We start from the raw sequence: 18,876 nt of genomic DNA, 5'->3' as shown, positions 1-18,876 counted from the left end.
CTGGAAAGTCTATTCTAGAGGATTTCCACCAGTTGTTTGATGACCAGAATGGCGACGACGCCGAGGAAAGCCTTGCGGATCAGGCCGGCGCCGTGCCTTATCGCCAAGTGGGTGCCGAGATAGGCGCCGGCCAGGTTGCAGGCCGCCATGATCAACCCGACCTTCCACAGGATGGGGCCGTGGCTGGCGAAAAAGGCGATCGCCGAGAGGTTGGTGGCGAAATTGATGACCTTGGCGCTGGCCGATCCCTGCACGAAATCCATGCCGAAAAGACGGACGAAGCCGAAGATCAGAAAGCTGCCGGTGCCCGGCCCGAAAAAGCCATCGTAGGCGCCGATGACGAAGCCGAACAATGCGCCCTTCCAGCGGTCGCCGCCGTGCAGCACGCGCGTCACTTGCTGACCGAGGTCTTTCTTCAGGAAAGTATAGAGGCCGACGGCGACCATCAGGACGACGATCATCGGCTGCATCGTCTGGCGCGGAATCCAGGCGACCAGCGCGGCGCCGCCCCAGGCGCCGATCAGCGCGGCGACGGTGGCGGGCAGCACCACGGCCCAGGGGATGCGCACGCTGCGCGCATAGCGCCAGAGCGCAGCGCCGGTGCCGGCGATGCTCGACACCTTGTTGGTGCCGAACAGCGCCGGAATGGCCGTCTGCGGAAACTGGGCGAGCAGCACCGGAATCTGGATCAGGCCGCCGCCGCCCACCACGGCATCGACCATGCCGGCGAAGAAGGCGGCAGGAGCAAGGATGTACCAGTCAACTATCATTTGATTCGCAAAAAAATGGACCCGGCAAGCATGCCGCCGGGTCCGGAATCGGTATAGCGCAGGCAGCGCCACACCGGAGAGACGTCAGATTTCAGGCGGCGCTGCTCATGCCGCCTTGGCAAGCGCCAGCGCATCCTCGGGAGCCGGCAGGGCGCCTTCGGCTTCGGCGACGGCGTCGTCCACCGTAGCGATGCCGTTTTCCCATTTGGCCACGACGGCGGTGGCAATGGCATTGCCGAGCACGTTGGTCACCGTCCGTCCCATGTCGAGGAAGTGGTCAATGCCGAGAATCAGCAGCAAACCTGCCTCCGGCAGCCCGAACATCGGCAGCACCGCTGCAACCACCACCAGCGAGGCGCGCGGCACGCCGGCGATCCCCTTGCTGGAAATCATCAGGATCAGCAGCATGGTGATCTGCGTGGTGAGGGTCAGCTCGATGCCATAGGCCTGGGCGACGAAGAGCGCGGCAAATGTGCAATAGATCATCGACCCATCGAGGTTGAAGGAGTAACCCAGGGGCAGCACGAAGCCGGTGATGCGATCCCGGATGCCGAATTTTTCCAGTTGCTCCATCAATTTTGGGTAGGCCGACTCGCTGCTCGCGGTGGAAAAGCCGAGCAGCAGCGGGCTGCGGATCAGCTTGAGCAGGCGGAAGACATCCTTGCCGAGCACGCAGTAACCGGCCGCGATCAGCACCAGCCACAGGGCAGCCAGGGCGATGTAGAAGGACAGCAGGAATTTCCCGAACACCGCCAGCATGCCCAGCCCCTGGGTCGTAATGATGCCGGCCACTGCGCCGAAGACGCCGATCGGAGCAAAGCGCATGACGAAGTCGGTGACCTTGAGCATGACATGCACAACTTCTTCGAGCGTGCCCACCAGGCTATGCGCCGCCCGGTTATGCAACTGGCCCAGGGCCAGCCCGAAAAAGACCGCGAACACCAGGATCTGCAAGATTTCGTTGCCGGCCATCGCCTCGAAGATATTCTTCGGGAAGACATGGGTAATGAAATCCTTCAGGTTCAAGGCGCTGGTTTTCAGACCGACCGCGCTGCCGACCTCCGGCAGCGGCACGTCCAGATGCGCGCCCGGCTGGAACAGGTTGGCGAACACCAGCCCCAGGGCCAGCGAGCATAGCGATGCAGCGACGAACCAGCCAAGGGCTTTGACGCCGATGCGGCCAACCGCTTTCGAATCCCCCATGCCGGCCAGTCCGGCCACCAGGGTGGCAAAGACCAGCGGGGCGATGATCATCTTGATCATGCGTAGAAAGATATCGGTCAGGATGCCGAAGTAGGAGGCAATTTCCTTGGCTTCAGCCGGGCTGCCGGCGAGCGTATTGCACGCGTAGCCGACAATGACGCCGAGTGCCATGGCAATCATGATCAGCGATGTTAACCGGTTCATTTTCATGATGGTTTCCTTAATGTTTAGAAATACGGCGCGGCTCAGGCAGCCAGGGCCGGAATCATTTGCGGTTTGGTCAGCACTTCGGGACGCAGCACCTCGGCCAGGCGCTCGACACTCATCAGCTGTCGTTCGAGCACGATCTCGGCGACGCCACGGCCGCTGAGATGGGCTTCGGCGGCGATTTCGGTCGCGTTGGCGTAGCCGATGTAGGGATTGAGCGCGGTGACGATGCCGATCGAGCGCTCGACGCTGGCGCGCAGCGTGTCGCGGTTGGCAGTGATGCCATCGATGCAGTAATCGGCCAGCGCCTTGCACCCCTTGGCGAGGTGCTGTGCGCTCTTGAAGAGGCTGTGGGCGATGATCGGTTCAAAGGCATTCAACTGCAGCTGGCCGGCTTCGGCGGCAAAGGTCACGGTGGTGTCGTTGCCGATGACTTCGAAGGCGATCTGGTTGACCACTTCCGGGATGACCGGATTGACCTTGCCGGGCATGATAGAAGATCCTGCCTGGCGCGGCGGCAGATTGATCTCGCCGAAGCCGGCGCGCGGGCCGGACGAGAGCAGGCGCAGGTCGTTGCAGACCTTGGAAAGCTTGACGGCGACGCGTTTCAACACACCGGAGAGTTGCACAAAGCTGCCGCAATCCTGCGTTGCCTCAATCAGGTTCGGCGCCGTGACCACCGGCACGCCGCTGATGTCGGCCAGGCGGCGGCACACCAGCGCGGCGTAATCCGGGTGGGCGTTGATGCCGGTGCCGATGGCGGTGGCGCCCAGATTGATCTCGCAAATCAGCAATGCAGCTTCCTTCAGGCGCTCCTCGTCTTCGCCCAGCATGACAGCGTAGGTGGAGAATTCCTGGCCGAGGGTCATCGGCACGGCGTCCTGCAACTGGGTGCGGCCCATTTTCAGCACGTCAGCGAATTCCTTGGCCTTGCGCTCCATGGCGCAGCGCAGGTAGGCCATGGCATCGACCAGGCGGAAAATCCCGGCGTAGGTGGCAAGCTTGAGCGCTGTCGGATAGACATCGTTGGTCGACTGGCTCATGTTGACGTGCTGGTTCGGGTGCAGATGCTGGTACTCGCCCCTGGCGTGTCCGAGGATTTCCAGCGCCCGATTGGCAATGACCTCGTTGGCGTTCATGTTGGTCGAGGTGCCTGCGCCGCCCTGGATGACATCGACGACGAACTGTTCATGCCAGCGGCCGTCGATCAGCTCTTTACAGGCGGCGACAATGGCGTCGGCGCGCCTGGCGTCAAGCAGGCCAAGCTGATGGTTGGCCTGGGTGGCGGCCTGCTTGATCTGCGCAAGGGCGCGGATCAGGTCAGGGTAGACGGCAATCGAAATGCCGGTGATATCGAAATTTTCCAGCGCACGCAGCGTATGGACGCCGTAATAGACCGCACCGGGGACTTCTCGGTCGCCGAGCAGATCGTGCTCGATGCGGGTTGTAGCTGCATTCATGGGTGTATCTCCGTTATATGTTTGGCTACCACGCGAGTGCGCGGCGTACTGCCTCTATTGCACGGAGCATGCCAATCACAAATCAATCGCAACCCATTGATTATTCTATGTAATTTTCTTCAAGTGGCGCCTCATCGGACGGTTTTCCGGAAAATATCCGGCAAGGGTGTTCGGAAATCCGAATGAACGGGTCAGGTGCGACTAGTCATACAGCCGACGACCACTGCTTCTGACATTTGTGGGAGGGCTCCAAAGTTACCCGGCCGGCAGAATTGCGGACTGGGTCGGATACTGTCATTACTCAGGCGTCGCCAACTAAGACGACAAAATTAGCCCTTCTCCATACGGGAAAGCCTGGCACATGTTGTCTTACTTGCCGACTACTGAGTAAATGCAGAACTTAAAGGACCAGAATCGCCCGGAAATCATTGACATTGGTACGCGTCGGTCCAGTCACCACCAAGTCGCCGAGCGCGCTGAAAAATCCATAGCCATCGTTATTGTCGAGCATGGATGCCGCATTCAGGCCCAGTTGCTGAGCGCGCGTCAGGGACTCAGGATCATAGATTGCCCCAGCATTGTCTTCCGAGCCGTCAATGCCGTCGGTGTCGCAGGCAATCGCATGCACGCCCCCCAAGCCATTCATCGCGGCGGCAAAGCTGAGCAAAAACTCCGCGTTGCGCCCGCCACGGCCCGTGCCGCGTACCGTCACCGTTGTCTCGCCGCCGGAGAGCAATACGCAGGGTTTGGCAAACGGCTGATTGCGCAGCGCCGCCTGCCGGGCCAGCGCCGCATGCACCAGCCCGACGTCGCGTGCCTGGCCTTCCATTTCGTCGGACAGGATGTAGGGTGTGACGCCAGCCGCCCGTGCGACTTGCGCGGCGGCTTCCAGCGCCTGCTGCGCGGTGGCGACCACATGGTGCTCATTGCGTGCAAAGCGCGGATCCCCGGGCTTGGGCGTCTCGCCTTTACCTGACGCCAAATGTTCCCGGACATTATCGGGAATGTCGATGGCGTACTTGCGCAAGATTGCCAAAGCATCTTCGCAGGTGGTGGGGTCGGGCAGCGTGGGTCCGCTGGCGATCACGCCCGGGTCGTCTCCGGGCACATCCGAAATCAGCAAAGTCACCACCCTGGCCGGTGCGCAGGCCAGCGCCAGGTTGCCGCCCTTGATGGCAGAGATATGCTTGCGCACGCAATTCATTTCGGAAATCGTCGCGCCGCTCTTGAGCAGCGCCTTGTTCAAGGCCTGCTTCTGTTCCAGCGTGGTGCCCGGCGCCGGCATGGTCAGCAAGGCGGAGCCCCCGCCGGAGATCAGGCATAGCACCAAGTCGTCTGCACTCAAGTTGCGCACCATATCCATCATGCGCGCGGCAGCTCGCCTGCCTGCTTCATCCGGCACCGGGTGCGCAGCTTCCACGACTTCGATGCGCTGGCATGCGGCACCGTGTCCATAGCGCGTCACCACCAGGCCGCTCATGTCGCCCTGCCAGTGCCGTTCGACGGTCTGTGCCATGGCGGCTGCGCCCTTGCCGGCGCCGATGACCAGCGTGCGGCCATTGACCGGCGGTTCGGGCAAAAATGGCGGGAGACATTTTTCAGCGCTGACGGCGGCCACCGCGCCGGCGTACATGTCGAGCAAAAGCTGATGCGCATCGATCGCGGTCATAGTGAGATCCCTTGTGAATGACTTGTTATACGCGCAGGCGGTCCGGCGCCGCCGAACCGCGCTGCTTTTCGCCGATGGGCCTATTTAAAGCCTAGCAGATGCGGCAATCCCGTCGACAGCGAGGGAATGAAGGTCAATAAAATCAGCACCACGCCATGCGCATACAAAAATGGTTTCAGCTCTCGGGTCAGCGCCGGAAGCGGAATCTTGGCGACATTTGACGTGACGAACAACAGCCCCCCACCGGCGGTGTGATCATGCCCAGCGTGAGGTTGAAGATCACGATTATCGCAAAGTGGATAGGGTCGATGCCAGCCGCCGCAGTCACCGGCGCCAAGATCGGCACCAGCACCATCACGCCCGGCAGCGGCTCGATGAAGATGCCGAAGACAAGCAGCAGGATATTGATAGCGATCAGCAGCATCCAGGGCGACAGTTGCAACTGCGTGATCCATTCGGCCATTGCATAAGGCACGCGCTCGACCGTCAGCACCCATGCGAATGCCGCCGAAAATCCTATGATAATCAAGACGGATGCCGTCAGCAGCGCCGAGCGGATGAGAATATGCGGCAAGGCTTTCCATTCCAATGTCCGATACATCCATTTGCCGCAGACGAGCGCGTAGAATACCGCCACCACAGATGCTTCAGTCGGCGTGAACCAACCGGCCCGCATGCCGCCCAGAATCAAGACCGGCAGCATCAGCGCCGGCACCGCCTGCACCGTATTACGCCAGACTTCGCTCCAAGGCGGAAAACAACCTTCGCCGCGATAATTGCGCTTGGTGGAAATGCGCCAGTTGACCACCGACATGGCGATTGCGATCAGGATACCGGGCACGAAGCCGGCCATGAACAAGGCGCCGATCGATACCCGCTCGTCCTGCAGGCCGTAGATGATCATGATAATCGAAGGCGGGATGATCGGCCCGACGATCGCCGTCGAAGCGGTCAGCGCGCCCGAGTAGGCGCGGTCGTAACCGGCCTTGTCCATCATCTTGATCATCATCGATCCGGGGCCGGCCGCGTCGGCCAGCGCCGAGCCGGAAATGCCGGAGAAGAAGGTCAGCGACGCGATGTTGGTATAGCCCAGGCCGCCGCGCTTGTGGCCGACGAACTGCGACGCGAAACGCAGCAATACCATGGTCAGCGATCCTCCGCTCATCAGCTCCGCCGCGAGGATGAAGAAGGGCACCGCCATCAGCGGAAAACTGTCGATCCCGGTGAAAGTTTCCTTTAGCACCACGATCATTGAAAAATTGCCGGCCGCAAGCACGGCGATGCTGGTCGCAAGACCGAGGGCGAATGCCACCGGCATGCCGATTGCCAGCAGCGCGCAGGCGGCAATGACGAGAATTAGGCTCATGCTCATGTTTTATCCTGACTATAGTGAGGCGCTGGAAGTGGCATCGAAATCCTCGTCGGCGATGAACTCGCGATGCAGCAGCCAACGGCGCGCGATGAGCGCCAGGTGCACCAGCATCAGCGCAGCGCCGATCGGCATGGCCAGATAGATGTAGCCGAACGGGATCTCGGTGGCCGCGGTGGTCTGCACCATCGTGCGGCTGACGTAATTCCAGCCGTGATAGACCAGCAGCAGCAAGAAGATGACCATCAGCGCCAGCACGAAGCCGCGCATGGCGCGCGCCGCAGGGGTCGACAGCGCGTCTTGCAGATTGTCGATGGCGATATGGCCGCCGCTGCGCAGCACCAGTCCGCCGCCGATAAAGGTCAGCCAGATCATCATGTGGCGCGACACTTCCTCGGACCAGGGGATCGAGGCATCGGTCACATAGCGCATGACGACGTTGGCGAAGACGATAACCGACATCGCCGCCAGCAGGAAAATCAATATCCAGCGGTTGGCCGCGATGAACATCTGTTCGAACTTGTTCATAGGAGTTCCGAAATGGTGAAATGCCCCGCAATCCGCGGGGCATGGGACTGGCCACTTATTTGTAGTCGCGGATCTTGTCGATGTTGGCTTTGCCGAATTGCTTTTCAAATTCGGCGAACACCGGCGTCAACGCCGCCTGGAACTTGGCTCGGTCGACGTTCTCGACCACCTGCATGCCTTTGGCGCGCAAGTCTTTTACCGCCGTCTTTTCATCCTGGTCGACGCGGTCGCGGTTGGCCTTGGCGGCGACCTTGGCGGCTTCGAGGAATGCCTTCTGGTCGGCCGGCGACAGCTTTTCAAATGCTTCCTTGTTCATCAGGAAGATACCCGGCGAATAGACATGACCGGTCAGGCTCAAGTGTTTTTGCACTTGCTCGAATTTGTTGGCGACGATGACCGACAGCGGGTTTTCCTGGCCATCGACAGTCCCCTGCTGCATTGCCGTGAATACCTCGGTGAAGGCCATCGGCGTCGGGATGAGGCCGAAGCCCTTGTAAGCCTGGATGTGCACCGGGTTTTCCATGGTGCGCAACTTGAGCCCCCTCAAGTCTTCCGGCGTGTGGATCGGGCGCTTGTTGTTAGTCATGTGACGGTAGCCGTTTTCGCCCCAGGCCAGCGCCTTGATTCCCTTGGCATCGAACTTCTTCAGCATGTCTTGGCCGATCGGGCCGTCCAGCACGGCGCGCGCATGCGCATAGTCGCGGAGCAGGAACGGGATGTCGAGGATCTTCACGTCCGGCACGAAATTCGGAATCGGGCCGGTCGAGGTCCAGGTCAATTCCTGGGTGCCGAGCTGCACGGCTTCGGTTGCTTCGCGCTCGCCGCCGAGCGCGCCGCCGTAGAAGGTCTGGATCTTGTAGCGGCCGTTGGTGCGCTTTTCGACTTCCTTGGCAAGGGTGTCGATGGCGACGCCCTGGTGCGAGTTTTGCGCGGTCGAGACGCTGATGCGCATCACGGTTTGCGCGGTTGCTGCAGCCGGTACGAAGCTCAATGCCAAACTGGATACAGCAAGGGCAATGGCGGTTACGCGTAAAGTTTTCATGCTTTGTCTCCTAGGGCTTTATTTAAGTTTGGCGAATATCGCCGGTACTGCGGGGTGATTCATCTTCTGTGACAGTTCGGTTCGTCGTATAGGCTTGCATCCATCCAAGGCCTTCCACGGTGCCTTTGGCCGGACGGTATTCGCAACCAAGCCATCCGTCGTAACCCAATTCGTCGAGCAGTGCAAACAAATAAGGGTAGTTGACTTCGCCGGTATCCGGCTCATGCCGCATTGGCACGCTCGCAATCTGGATATGTCCGATATGGGGAAGGTAGCGTCGCACTTTCATGGCAATGTCGCCTTCCACGATCTGCACGTGGTAAAAGTCCATCTGGACCTTGAGATTTTCCGCGCCAACTTCTTCACGGATGGCATGTGCATCGGCTTGCGTATTCAGAAAATACCCAGGGATATCGCGCGTATTGATCGGTTCGAGCAGGATCGTGATGCCATGCTTTGCCGCTTCCCGGCATGCATAGCGCACATTGTCGATATACACGGCACGGTGGCGGGCGCGGTCTGCGCCTTCCGGCAAGAGTCCCGCCATCACATGCAGGCGCGGCGTGCCGAGCGCCTTGGCATATTCAATGGCCTTGGCGACACCGTCGCGAAACTCGGCTTCGCGTCCGGGCAGCGACGCGATGCCGCGTTCGCCCGCGCCCCAGTCCCCCGGCGGCATATTGAACAGCACATTCTGCAAGCCATGCTCTCGCAGCTGGCGGGCGATGTCTTCCGCCGCATGCTCGTACGGGAACAGGAATTCAACCGCGGTAAAGCCAGCTTGCGCCGCGGCGGAAAACCGTTCCATGAACGGCACTTCGTTGAACATCATCGTTAGGTTGGCGGCAAATTTCGGCACAATATTTCCTTGTTACTGATCCAGCTGGAACACTTGTTTTAATTCATTAATCTGCTCTGCATTCAATGCGCGGGGATTATGTCCGCGCAAAAGCAGGAATAGCTTCGCGGTTTCTTCCAATTCCTCGGTGGCATACTGTGCCGCTTCCAGGTTCTTTCCTGAAACGACCGGGCCATGGTTGGCCAGCAGCACGGCGTTATGCTTGCCGGCGAGTCCGCGAATCGCGTCGCCCAATTTGGGATCGCCCGGCCGATGATAGGGAATCAAAGGCAGTTTGCCGATCTTCATCACGAAGTAGGCCGTCAGCGGCGGAATGCAGTCACACGCATCCAGTCCCGACATGCAGGACACCGCGGCAGAATGGGTCGAATGCAGGTGCACGATGGCGCCGGCGCCGCTGCGCTCTTCGTACATCGCGCGGTGCAGGAAGGCTTCCTTGGATGCCGGGTCGCCGGACACCAGATTGCCCTGCCAGTCCAGCTTGGAGAGTCGGGCCGGATCGAGCTTGCCCAGGCAGGCATTGGTGGGCGTCAGCAGCCAGCCATCGTCCAGGCGCACGCTGATATTGCCGCTGCTGCCGGTGGCCAGGCCGCGGTCGTACAGCGACTTGCCGCATTCACAGATATGTTCACGCAGTGCCGATTCATTCATGGCAGCAGGCTCCAGGCTTTGGTGAAGAAATCGACGCTGCCGAAGTTGCCGGATTTGAGGGCAAGCGCCAGCGGCTTCTCGCCCAGGGTCGTCGTCCATGGCACGCCCGGGTCGATTTGCGGACCGATATGCAAGCCGGTCACACCAAGCGCCTTGACCACGGCGCCCGACGTTTCGCCGCCGGCGACCAGGAATTGACGAACGCCGCGCTCGACCAGGCCTCTGGCAATCGATGCGAGCGCTTCTTCCACGATCGTGCCGGCGCGCTCCACGCCGAGTTTTGCCTGGGCGGCTTTCACGCTTTCCGGTTTGGCGGTGGCATAGATCAGCGGCGGGCCTTCCTGCAGCAGGGGTGTGGCCCATGCCAGCGCCGTACCGACGACATCTTCTCCGGCTGCCAGGCGCAACGGGTCGATGGAAAATGCCGGGCGGCCGGCTTCGATGAAATGCGCGACTTGCGCATTGGTCGCTACCGAGCAGCTGCCGGAGACGATGGCGCGCAAGCCTTGCGGCACTTGCAATGCATCCGCTGCCTCACCTGTCTTGAGCAATCCTGCCTTCCTGAAGTTCTGCGGCAAGCCAAGCGCAATGCCGGAGCCGGCGGTCACCAGCGGCATGTCGGCCAGCGCTTCGCCGATGATCATCAGGTCCTGATTGGAGACGGCATCGACAATAGCGATCTCAACGCCGTCGCGCTTGAGCGCGGCGATATGGCCATTGATCGCGCCGCTGCCGCCAGCGATGACGTCATGACTGATCAAGCCCACCTTGCGGCTGGTCTGCCGCTGCAGCACCCGTACCAGATTCGCATCGGTCATCGGTGTGAGCGGATGGTCGCGCATGCCGCTTTCATTCAGCAGCACATCGCCGACAAACAGGTAAGCTTTGAAAATCGTGCGTTTATTTTCCGGGAAGGCGGGGCAGGCGATCGTAAAATCCGTATTCAGCGCGCGCATGAGCGCATCCGTCACCGGACCGATATTGCCGGCGTCGGTGGAATCGAAGGTCGAGCAATACTTGAAATAAAACTGGCGGCAACCGGCATTCTGCAGCCATGTCAGGGCGGCGAGCGATTCCTCGATCGCTTCCTGAGCGGGAATGGTGCGCGACTTCAATGCAATCACCACGGCATCGACATCGCCGGGCAGGGGTGTTTGCGGCACGCCGATCATTTGCACCGTGCGCATGCCGGCGCGCACCAGCATGCCGGCCAAGTCAGTGGCGCCGGTGAAATCGTCGGCAATGCATCCGAGTAAAAGAGCCATACAATTGTCTGTTGTAAGATTATTTAACTGCCGCGCTTACCGGCAAATTTTTGGTCGTTCTGCGCCACAAAATCGGGATCGATGGTGCGAATCCGGTGAGATGACATTTCCATATGCCTGCGTGCGGCTGCGCGGGCGGCTTCCGGATCGCGCTGCATAATTGCGGCATACAGCGCGCGATGTTCTTCCAATACCTGGTTGCGGCTTTCCTTGCGCTGTGCTTCCCACGCGCGCGTCAGCTTGATCGTGCCCTTGAGGAACTGGCTGAGAAAATCCCACAGGGCGAGGAAATGCGGATTGTCGGTAGCACGCGCAATGCTGCGGTGGAACTCGATATCGGCAGCCACGCCATCGCCCCCGGCCGCAACATCGGCATCGATTGCTTTGAGCCTCATGCCGATTTCCTTGATCTGCTGCTTGGTCGCACGTTCCGCAGCCAGCGCCGCGATTTCAGCCTCGACGCCGCGCCGCAACTCTGCCACCTGCAGCACTTCCTGGATGGAATCGATCACGCCGGGATCGATCCGGAATGGCGTATCGAGGCCGGCTTCGCGCACGAAGACGCCACTGCCTTGCCGTGATTCCACCAAGCCTTCCGCTTTCAGCCGCGTTACCGCTTCCCGGATCACCGTCCGGCTGACACCGAAATGCTGCGCCATTTCCGCTTCGGATGGCAGGCGCGATTTGGGCGGGTACGCGCCTTTGCGAATCAGTTCTTGCAAAGCCAGCGTCACCCGTTCCGGCATTTTTGCCTGAGTGGCAAGGGGTTCGACTTGAAATAGTGAATCGGTAGCCATGCAAATTTTGGTTTGGTGAATATCACATATGAGCTTATCATATAACTTTACAAGTTAAACGGCAAGTTGCTTCGGTAAGTCTAAAAAACTTCCTAAAAGCAATTTTCAAAGTAACCGCGCCTCGGCGCGTATTTTCAAGAGGACAACATGGAAGTATTGATTACAGGCGGTGCAGGATTGCTGGGGGCGCGATTGGCCAGGCAGCTTCTCGAGCGGGGCACGCTGGCGGATGCCCAGGGAAAGCAAACCCCGATTTCGCGCATCACCCTGCTGGACGTAGTGCCGGCGCAGGGTTTTACCGATGAGCGCATCAAGATCGTGACCGGCGACATCGCTGATCCCAAAACCATCGAATCTGTCATCAGCCCGGCTACCCAGTCGATCTTCCATTTCGCGGCCATCGTCAGCGGTCACGCCGAAGCGGATTTCGATCTGGGCATGCGCATCAACTTCGATGCGACCCGTTTGATCCTGGAGCGCGCGCGCCACAACGGCAACCGTCCGCGGGTCGTGTTTACCAGTTCTGTCGCCGTATTCGGCGGCGACCTGCCTGCGAAAGTGCCCGACACGCAGGTGCTCACGCCGCAAAGCTCGTATGGCGCGCAAAAAGTGATGGGCGAACTGCTGGTCACCGACTATAGCCGCAAGGGATTCATTGACGGGCGCGCGCTGCGGATGCCAACGGTGTGCGTGCGTCCCGGCGCACCGAACAAGGCGGCATCCAGCTTTGCCAGCGGCATTATCCGCGAGCCGCTCAATGGCGTGGAAGCCGTGTGCCCGGTTGCGCCGGAAACGCCGATGTGGCTGCTCTCGCCGCGTTATGCAATCAACAGCCTGATCCACGGGCACGACATCGATGGCAGCGCCTTCGGCTACAGCCGCGCATTAAGCCTGCCGGGCCTGGCAACAACGGTGCAGGAAATGGTGGCCGCGCTTGAGCGCGTCGCCGGCAGCAACGTCGTCAAGCGCATCCGTTGGGAACGCGACGACGCCATCATCAAGATCGTCAATTCCTGGCCGGGCAACTTCGATACTAAACGCGGCGACGCCATGGGGTTCAAGCGCGACGCGGATTTTGACAGCATCGTGCGTGCCTATGTGGAAGATGAGCTGAAAGGGCAGATCGCCGCCTAATTAAGCTCGCGCGGCGGCAAAGGCGCGCAAGCGCCTTTGCCGAGTGACCTTGAGTCGATATCGCGCTAAATTTTTCCAAAGCAGGCACTTTGTCGTGGTTAGGCGGTCGTCCAATCACCGCGCCCAGTCAAACCTATTGACTCAAATTGTAGAACGCGCTGCGGCCCGGATAGCTGGCGATGTCGCCGAGATCTTCCTCGATGCGCAGGAGCTGGTTGTACTTGGCCATGCGGTCCGAACGCGACATCGAGCCGGTCTTGATCTGCAGGGCATTGCAACCGACCGCGATATCGGCAATGGTCGAATCCTCGGTTTCGCCGGAACGGTGCGAAATCACGGCAGTGTAGCCGGCCCGCTTGGCCATTTCGATGGCGGCGAAGGTTTCGGTCAGGGTGCCGATCTGGTTGATCTTGATGAGGATCGAGTTGGCGATGTTCTTCTGGATGCCTTCGCGCAGGATCTTGGTGTTGGTGACGAACAGGTCGTCGCCCACCAGCTGCACCTTCTTGCCCAGGGCATTGGTCAGGGTGGCCCAGCCTTCCCAGTCGTTTTCCGCCATCGCATCCTCGATCGAGATGATCGGGTACTTGTCGCACCAGGTGGCCAGCAGGTTGGTGAAATCGGTCGAGGACAGGCTCAGACCTTCGCCGGACAGGTGGTACTTGCCATCCTTGTAGAACTCGGAAGCGGCGCAATCCAGGCCAAGCGCGATCTGCGTGCCCGGCTCATAGCCTGCCTGCTCGATGGCCTGGATGATCAGCTTGATCGCTTCTTCATGGTTGGCGACCGATGGTGCAAAACCGCCTTCGTCGCCGACCGCGGTGGTCAGGCCCTTGTCGTGCAGGATCTTCTTCAGCGTATGGAACACTTCGGCGCCGTAGCGGATCGCTTCGCGGAAGCTCGGAGCACCCACCGGAATGATCATGAATTCCTGCAGGTCGAGGTTGTTGTCGGCATGTGCGCCGCCGTTGATGACGTTCATCATCGGCACCGGCATCTGCATGGCGCCCGAACCGCCGAAGTAACGGTACAGCGGCAGGCCGGATTCCTCGGCAGCAGCCTTGGCAACGGCCATCGACACGGCCAGCATGGCGTTGGCGCCCAGGCGGCCCTTGTTCTCGGTACCGTCGAGATCGATCAGGGTGCGGTCGAGGAACGCCTGCTCATTGGCATCCAGGCCCATGATGGCTTCGGAAATTTCGGTATTGATGTTCTCGCAGGCTTGGAGGACGCCCTTGCCGAAATAGCGGCTCTTGTCGCCATCGCGCAATTCGATCGCTTCGCGCGAACCGGTGGAAGCGCCCGAGGGCACGGCGGCGCGGCCCATCACGCCGGATTCCAGCAGGACGTCGCATTCGACGGTCGGATTGCCGCGCGAATCGATTACTTCGCGGCCGATGACATCGATGATGGTACTCATTGCTTTTTACTCCATTAAATTAATTCAATAAAAACTGAAACTACACCTGAAATACCGCGGTCGATTTAGTGGTGGCCGATTTTCATGATTTTGAGCCCGTTCGTGCCGCCCGCTTCACCCATCGGTTCTCCGCATGTCAACACAATCGTGTCGCCCTTGGCAACCAGGCGCCGCTCAAGCAGCAGCTCTTTTGCGGCGTTCAACGCAGCGTCGCGGTCGTACGATAGCTTCAACTCCAGCGTACGGACATTCCGGTAAAGCGCTAATTTTCGCTGAGTCGCGACATTTGGCGTGATGGCAATGATGGGAATGTCGATGTTATAGCGGCTCATCCAAAGCGCGGTGGCACCCGAATCCGTCAATGCGGCGATTGTCTTCACGCGCAGGTGATGCGCGATAAACAAGGCTCCATACGCAACTGACTGGTCGATCCGGTTGAACGTCGTGTTCAGGAAATCGGCGTCGAGCTTGCAGGTGTCCGATTTCTCTGCCTCAAGACAGATTGCAGCCATTGCTTCCACCGTTTCCACCGGATATTTTCCAGACGCCGTCTCGGCAGACGTCATGACCGCATCCGTACCGTCCAGCACGGCGTTCGCAACATCGGACACTTCCGCGCGCGTCGGCATGGCGTTGACGATCATCGACTCCATCATCTGGGTGGCGGTAATGGCGAGTTTATTGGATGCGCGCGCCATTTTTATCATGCGTTTTTGCAGGGCGGGAACCGCCGCGTTCCCCACCTCTACCGCAAGGTCGCCGCGCGCCACCATGATGCCATCCGACGCATCGACAATTTCCTGCAATGCCGGAATCGCCTCCGCTCTCTCGATCTTCGCGATCATCATCGGCTTGTGGCGGTGCGGTTCGCCGGCGATATTGGCCAGCTGGCGCGCCATCACCATGTCGGTTCCATTTTTTGGAAATGAGACGGCGACATAGTCGGCTTGAAAACTCATCGCCGTCTTGATGTCTTCCATGTCTTTTGAGGTCAACGCCGGTGCCGACAGGCCGCCGCCTTGCCGGTTGATGCCCTTGTTGTTCGAGAGTTCGCCGCCAATCCTGACCGTCGTATGAATTGCGGCACCGATGATCTGGTCGACCACCAGCACGATCAAGCCATCGTTCAAAAGCAAGACATCGTTCTGTTTCAGATCGCGCGGCAGTTCCTTATAGTCGAGGCCGACACGTTGCTCGTTCCCCAATTCGCATTCGGCATCCAGAATAAAGCGGGCGCCGTTTTCAAGCTGGATTTTCCCGTTTTCGAATTTCCCGACTCGTATCTTCGGACCTTGCAAGTCGGCCATGATGGCCACTTCGCGTCCGCATTTGCCGGCTGCTTCACGTACCAGCCGTGCACGGTCGATATGATCCAGGGCCTTGCCGTGTGAAAAATTCAGGCGCACGACATTGACGCCGGCCTCGAACATACGGACCAATGTCGCCAAGTCGCTCGAAGCGGGTCCGATGGTGGCGACGATTTTTGTGGCTCTAAGCATGTGATTGATGATCGACACGCCATGATCCGGCGCATCTTCCTTTCTGTGAATGATGTGAAAAGACGAAGTGCGGCGCAGTTTTTTGTGAATGCCTATCCACTATTGCGCAGCCCGGCAGCGATGCCGTTAATGGAAAGGTGGATGCCAATCCGGGCGCTCTTGTCCTGACGCCGCTCCCGAAACCGCCTCAGTAATTCGACTTGCACGTGATTGAGCGCATCGATATAAGGAAGGCGATGCCGAACAGATCGCTGTTGCAAGGGATTCTTTTCCGGCCCGCCTGTTTGTCCCGTAATCGCCTTTAGCGCGTCAAGGGTCAACTGGTGCTCGGAACATATCCGCCTGAATATGGAGTCTCGAAGCGCGACATCCTGGACCAATGCAGCGTACCGGCCGGCGATGACCATGTCGCTTTTCGCCAGAACCATATCCATATTTGAAACGAGCGAAGAAAAGAAAGGCCATTCGGCATACATCTGATTCAATATCTTCATCCCGTCCGAAGGATGCGCTTCCAGAAAACAGCGGACCGCCGAGCCGAACCCGTACCATCCCGGCAGCATCAAACGACATTGCGCCCAGCTCAGGACCCACGGAATAGCCCGCAAGTCTTCAATCGATGTAGATGGCTTTCGCGATGCCGGCCGGCTTCCAATATTGAGTGCGGCGATTTCCGAGATGACCGTCGACTCCCAGAAATAGGTTTCAAAACCTTCGGTTTGGTAAACCAGTGAACGGTAGGCGCTCAGCGCCTCCGCCGACAACTGTTCCATTGCTGCGAGATGATCAGCGCCAGGCTCCGTCTGCCGCTGCGGCGGCAAACTCGTCTCGATCGTCGCTGCGACGAGCAGTTCGAGGTTCTGCCGCCCGACTTCCGGATTCGCATATTTCGCGGTAATCACCTCGCCTTGTTCAGTCACGCGAATTCTTGCCTGGACGGCGCCGGCCGGCTGCGCGAGAATCGCCTCATAACTGGGGCCGCCGCCACGCCCCACCGACCCGCCGCGGCCATGGAACAGCCGAAGCTTGACGCCGTGTTCCTTGAACACCTGAACCAGGCCGACTTCCGCTTTATACAACTCCCAGCCGGAGGTGAGAAAACCGCCGTCCTTGTTGCTGTCGGAGTACCCCACCATTATTTCTTGCATGCGATTCCTGGACTCAAGCAAGCGCATGTACAGAGGCATGCTGAAGGCGCGCGCCATCACGGCCGGACCCTGGCGCAAATCGTCGATGGTTTCGAACAGCGGAATGATGTTGACGTCGAGTGTAGCGTCATGCGGTCGAAGAAGACCGGATTCTTTCAATAGAAGCGCCACTTCAAGAAGGTCGGATACGCTGGAGGCCTTTGAAATAATGTAGTTAGGGACAGCTTCACGGCCGTACTTTCGATGCGCCTCCTTCACCACGCGAAATATGTCCAGTTCCGACATGGTTTCCACGGAATACGTCACGAAAGGCGATAGCAAGGGCCGGGACGACTCCAGTTCTTTCAGCAACAATGCGACGCGCTCGCTTTCGCCGAGCTGGTCATATGCGATGCCAGGCGCGGCGTGCAATAGCAGCTCGCCGACGACGCGCTCATGCACCTCCGCGTTCTGCCGCAAATCGATCGGCGCCAGGCTGAACCCGAATATTTTTACCGCGTGGCGCAAATGCCGTAATCGGCCTCGAGCCAGCATACTGGAGCCGCTCGACATCAAAGACCGATGAACCACGTCCAGATCCGACTGCAGTTGATCGGCGGAACCGTATGGCTCAGTACCAGACGGTCCGCCGGACTCTTCCGCCACCTTGGAAAATCCCGCTTTGGTGGCGGCGAGTCGTGCATGGATGCCGTATATCGCGCGGCGATATGGCTCGTCGAGTCGATGCGGCGACTGGTCCTCGGAACGATCCGCGAGCTGCCTGAGTTCCTCGGTACAGCCGCTCAAGGCTTGTGCCAGAGACAGCTGGGAAGCCAGTTTGTGCAGTTCGGCCAGATAAAAACCCAGTGCCCGCTCAGACTGCTTCTGAAGCGTGCTGCGAAGAACATCGGCCGTGACAAACGGATTGCCATCGCGGTCGCCGCCGATCCAGCTGCCGACTTTCATGAATGCCGGCAGTTCCGTGCCGGTCCAGCCGGCATCGTGCCCGGCAAGCATATCCTCGAGCGACGCGTACAGATTCGGCAGCTCCGTCAAGATGGTATTGTCGAAGAACGACAGGCCATTTTCCACCTCATCCATCACCGACAATTTTTCAGTTCGAAGCAGCCTGGTCTGCCACAACGTCGCTATTCCGCGCATCAATCCTTCTTCGTTCCGAGCCGCTTCAGCCTGCGTCATCCGAATCCGGTCGCGCTCATTCAACAAGCGGGCGATCGCCGTCTGGCAGTTCAAAATGCTCTTGCGCTGGACCTCGGTGGGGTGCGCGGTAAGCACGGGGCTGATAAAGGCTTGTTCAAAGAAGTCCTTGAAGGCGTCGCCCCGACCGGCGCGAAAGGCGCTGTCGACGGCGTGCGCCAGACTGCCTTCCCTGGCGGCCGATCCGGCAATCAGGTGCGAGTGCGCAAGCCGGATATGGTGCTGGTCTTCCGCAATGTTGGCCAGCAGAGAAAAATAACTGAAGGAGCGGATCAGCTGTTTCGTCTCCTCCTCCGAAAGCGCATGCAGCGCAGCCTCGAACTCGAGTCGCGTAGGCTCATCCTGATCCCGGCGGAACCGGATGGACAACTGGCGTATGTTCTCGATCCGATTGAAAACGTCATTCCCATGAAGCGATTGGATAACGTCACTCAGGATGTTTTTCAGACGGCGAATATCTCGGCTAAGGAACTCATCTTCAACATCATTGGGAGAATGCATCATGAGCTGCTGCCGATTCTGAACGCATGCACGTTGACTTGCGCCTTGGCCCGAAGCGATATAAAGCAAAGCCAACCGAATAAAGCGGTAACTCTGCAGATCGTTTTGACGCGAATGCCTGACATGGTCGTTTCCTCAATTTGGACTGCTTTTTTCC

14 protein-coding genes and 1 pseudogene are annotated in these 18,876 nt (G+C 59.5%); 1 reads left to right on the top strand and 14 read right to left on the bottom strand.

Annotated features, from left to right (window positions below):
* Window positions 1-14: 14 nt before the first annotated feature.
* The 11 genes and pseudogenes from D3878_RS20300 to D3878_RS20250 form a co-directional block, all read right to left on the bottom strand.
* The gene (locus tag D3878_RS20300; RefSeq protein ID WP_119787130.1) at window positions 15-770 is read right to left on the bottom strand and encodes a sulfite exporter TauE/SafE family protein; all 756 of its coding nucleotides are present in this window, start codon (window positions 768-770) and stop codon (window positions 15-17) included.
* A 105-nt stretch (window positions 771-875) separates the two neighbouring features.
* A complete protein-coding gene (locus D3878_RS20295; RefSeq protein ID WP_119787129.1) occupies window positions 876-2,183 on the bottom strand; it encodes a dicarboxylate/amino acid:cation symporter in 1,308 nt (435 codons plus the stop codon).
* A gap of 35 nt (window positions 2,184-2,218) precedes the next feature.
* Window positions 2,219-3,640 (bottom strand): aspartate ammonia-lyase, encoded by a 1,422-nt coding sequence (gene aspA / locus D3878_RS20290; RefSeq protein ID WP_119787128.1) that lies wholly within the window; start codon window positions 3,638-3,640, stop codon window positions 2,219-2,221.
* A gap of 400 nt (window positions 3,641-4,040) precedes the next feature.
* The gene (locus D3878_RS20285; protein ID WP_119787127.1) at window positions 4,041-5,309 is read right to left on the bottom strand and encodes a glycerate kinase type-2 family protein; all 1,269 of its coding nucleotides are present in this window, start codon (window positions 5,307-5,309) and stop codon (window positions 4,041-4,043) included.
* An 80-nt stretch (window positions 5,310-5,389) separates the two neighbouring features.
* Window positions 5,390-6,675: pseudogene (locus D3878_RS20280) on the bottom strand (TRAP transporter large permease).
* An 18-nt stretch (window positions 6,676-6,693) separates the two neighbouring features.
* Window positions 6,694-7,206 (bottom strand): TRAP transporter small permease, encoded by a 513-nt coding sequence (locus tag D3878_RS20275; RefSeq protein ID WP_119787126.1) that lies wholly within the window; start codon window positions 7,204-7,206, stop codon window positions 6,694-6,696.
* 55 nt (window positions 7,207-7,261) lie between these two features.
* The gene (locus tag D3878_RS20270; RefSeq protein WP_119787125.1) at window positions 7,262-8,248 is read right to left on the bottom strand and encodes a TRAP transporter substrate-binding protein; all 987 of its coding nucleotides are present in this window, start codon (window positions 8,246-8,248) and stop codon (window positions 7,262-7,264) included.
* 22 nt (window positions 8,249-8,270) lie between these two features.
* Window positions 8,271-9,107 carry a 2-oxo-tetronate isomerase gene (gene otnI, locus D3878_RS20265; protein ID WP_119787124.1) on the bottom strand — a complete coding sequence of 279 codons (837 nt, stop codon included), beginning with the start codon at window positions 9,105-9,107 and terminating at the stop codon, window positions 8,271-8,273.
* Window positions 9,108-9,119: 12 nt separating this feature from the next.
* Window positions 9,120-9,758, bottom strand: coding sequence for a 3-oxo-tetronate 4-phosphate decarboxylase (otnC, locus tag D3878_RS20260; protein WP_119787123.1), 639 nt, complete (start codon window positions 9,756-9,758; stop codon window positions 9,120-9,122).
* On the bottom strand, window positions 9,755-11,023 hold the full coding sequence (otnK, locus tag D3878_RS20255; RefSeq protein ID WP_119787122.1) for a 3-oxo-tetronate kinase: 1,269 nt from the start codon (window positions 11,021-11,023) through the stop codon (window positions 9,755-9,757). Before otnK ends, otnC begins: the two co-directional genes overlap by 4 nt.
* A gap of 23 nt (window positions 11,024-11,046) precedes the next feature.
* Window positions 11,047-11,820, bottom strand: a complete 774-nt coding sequence (locus D3878_RS20250; protein ID WP_119787121.1) for a FadR/GntR family transcriptional regulator — start codon at window positions 11,818-11,820, stop codon at window positions 11,047-11,049.
* Between the two features lie 147 nt (window positions 11,821-11,967).
* Between D3878_RS20250 and denD the strand changes: the two genes are divergently transcribed.
* Window positions 11,968-12,954 (top strand): D-erythronate dehydrogenase, encoded by a 987-nt coding sequence (denD, locus tag D3878_RS20245; protein WP_119787120.1) that lies wholly within the window; start codon window positions 11,968-11,970, stop codon window positions 12,952-12,954.
* Between the two features lie 133 nt (window positions 12,955-13,087).
* Here denD and eno read toward each other — a convergent pair whose 3' ends face one another.
* The 3 genes from eno to ppc form a co-directional block, all read right to left on the bottom strand.
* Window positions 13,088-14,374: a phosphopyruvate hydratase gene (gene eno / locus D3878_RS20240; RefSeq protein WP_119787119.1), complete on the bottom strand. Its 1,287-nt coding sequence runs from the start codon at window positions 14,372-14,374 to the stop codon at window positions 13,088-13,090.
* A 65-nt stretch (window positions 14,375-14,439) separates the two neighbouring features.
* A complete protein-coding gene (pyk, locus tag D3878_RS20235) occupies window positions 14,440-15,873 on the bottom strand; it encodes a pyruvate kinase (RefSeq protein WP_119788037.1) in 1,434 nt (477 codons plus the stop codon).
* 92 nt (window positions 15,874-15,965) lie between these two features.
* Window positions 15,966-18,722 (bottom strand): phosphoenolpyruvate carboxylase, encoded by a 2,757-nt coding sequence (ppc, locus tag D3878_RS20230; protein WP_233556405.1) that lies wholly within the window; start codon window positions 18,720-18,722, stop codon window positions 15,966-15,968.
* Window positions 18,723-18,876: the final 154 nt, after the last annotated feature.

It is taken from the genome of Noviherbaspirillum sedimenti, assembly GCF_003590835.1.
GTDB classification, from domain to species: domain Bacteria; phylum Pseudomonadota; class Gammaproteobacteria; order Burkholderiales; family Burkholderiaceae_D; genus Paucimonas; species Paucimonas sedimenti.
Note: the sequence above shows the minus strand (reverse complement) of the source record. Positions and strands in the feature narration are given on the sequence as shown.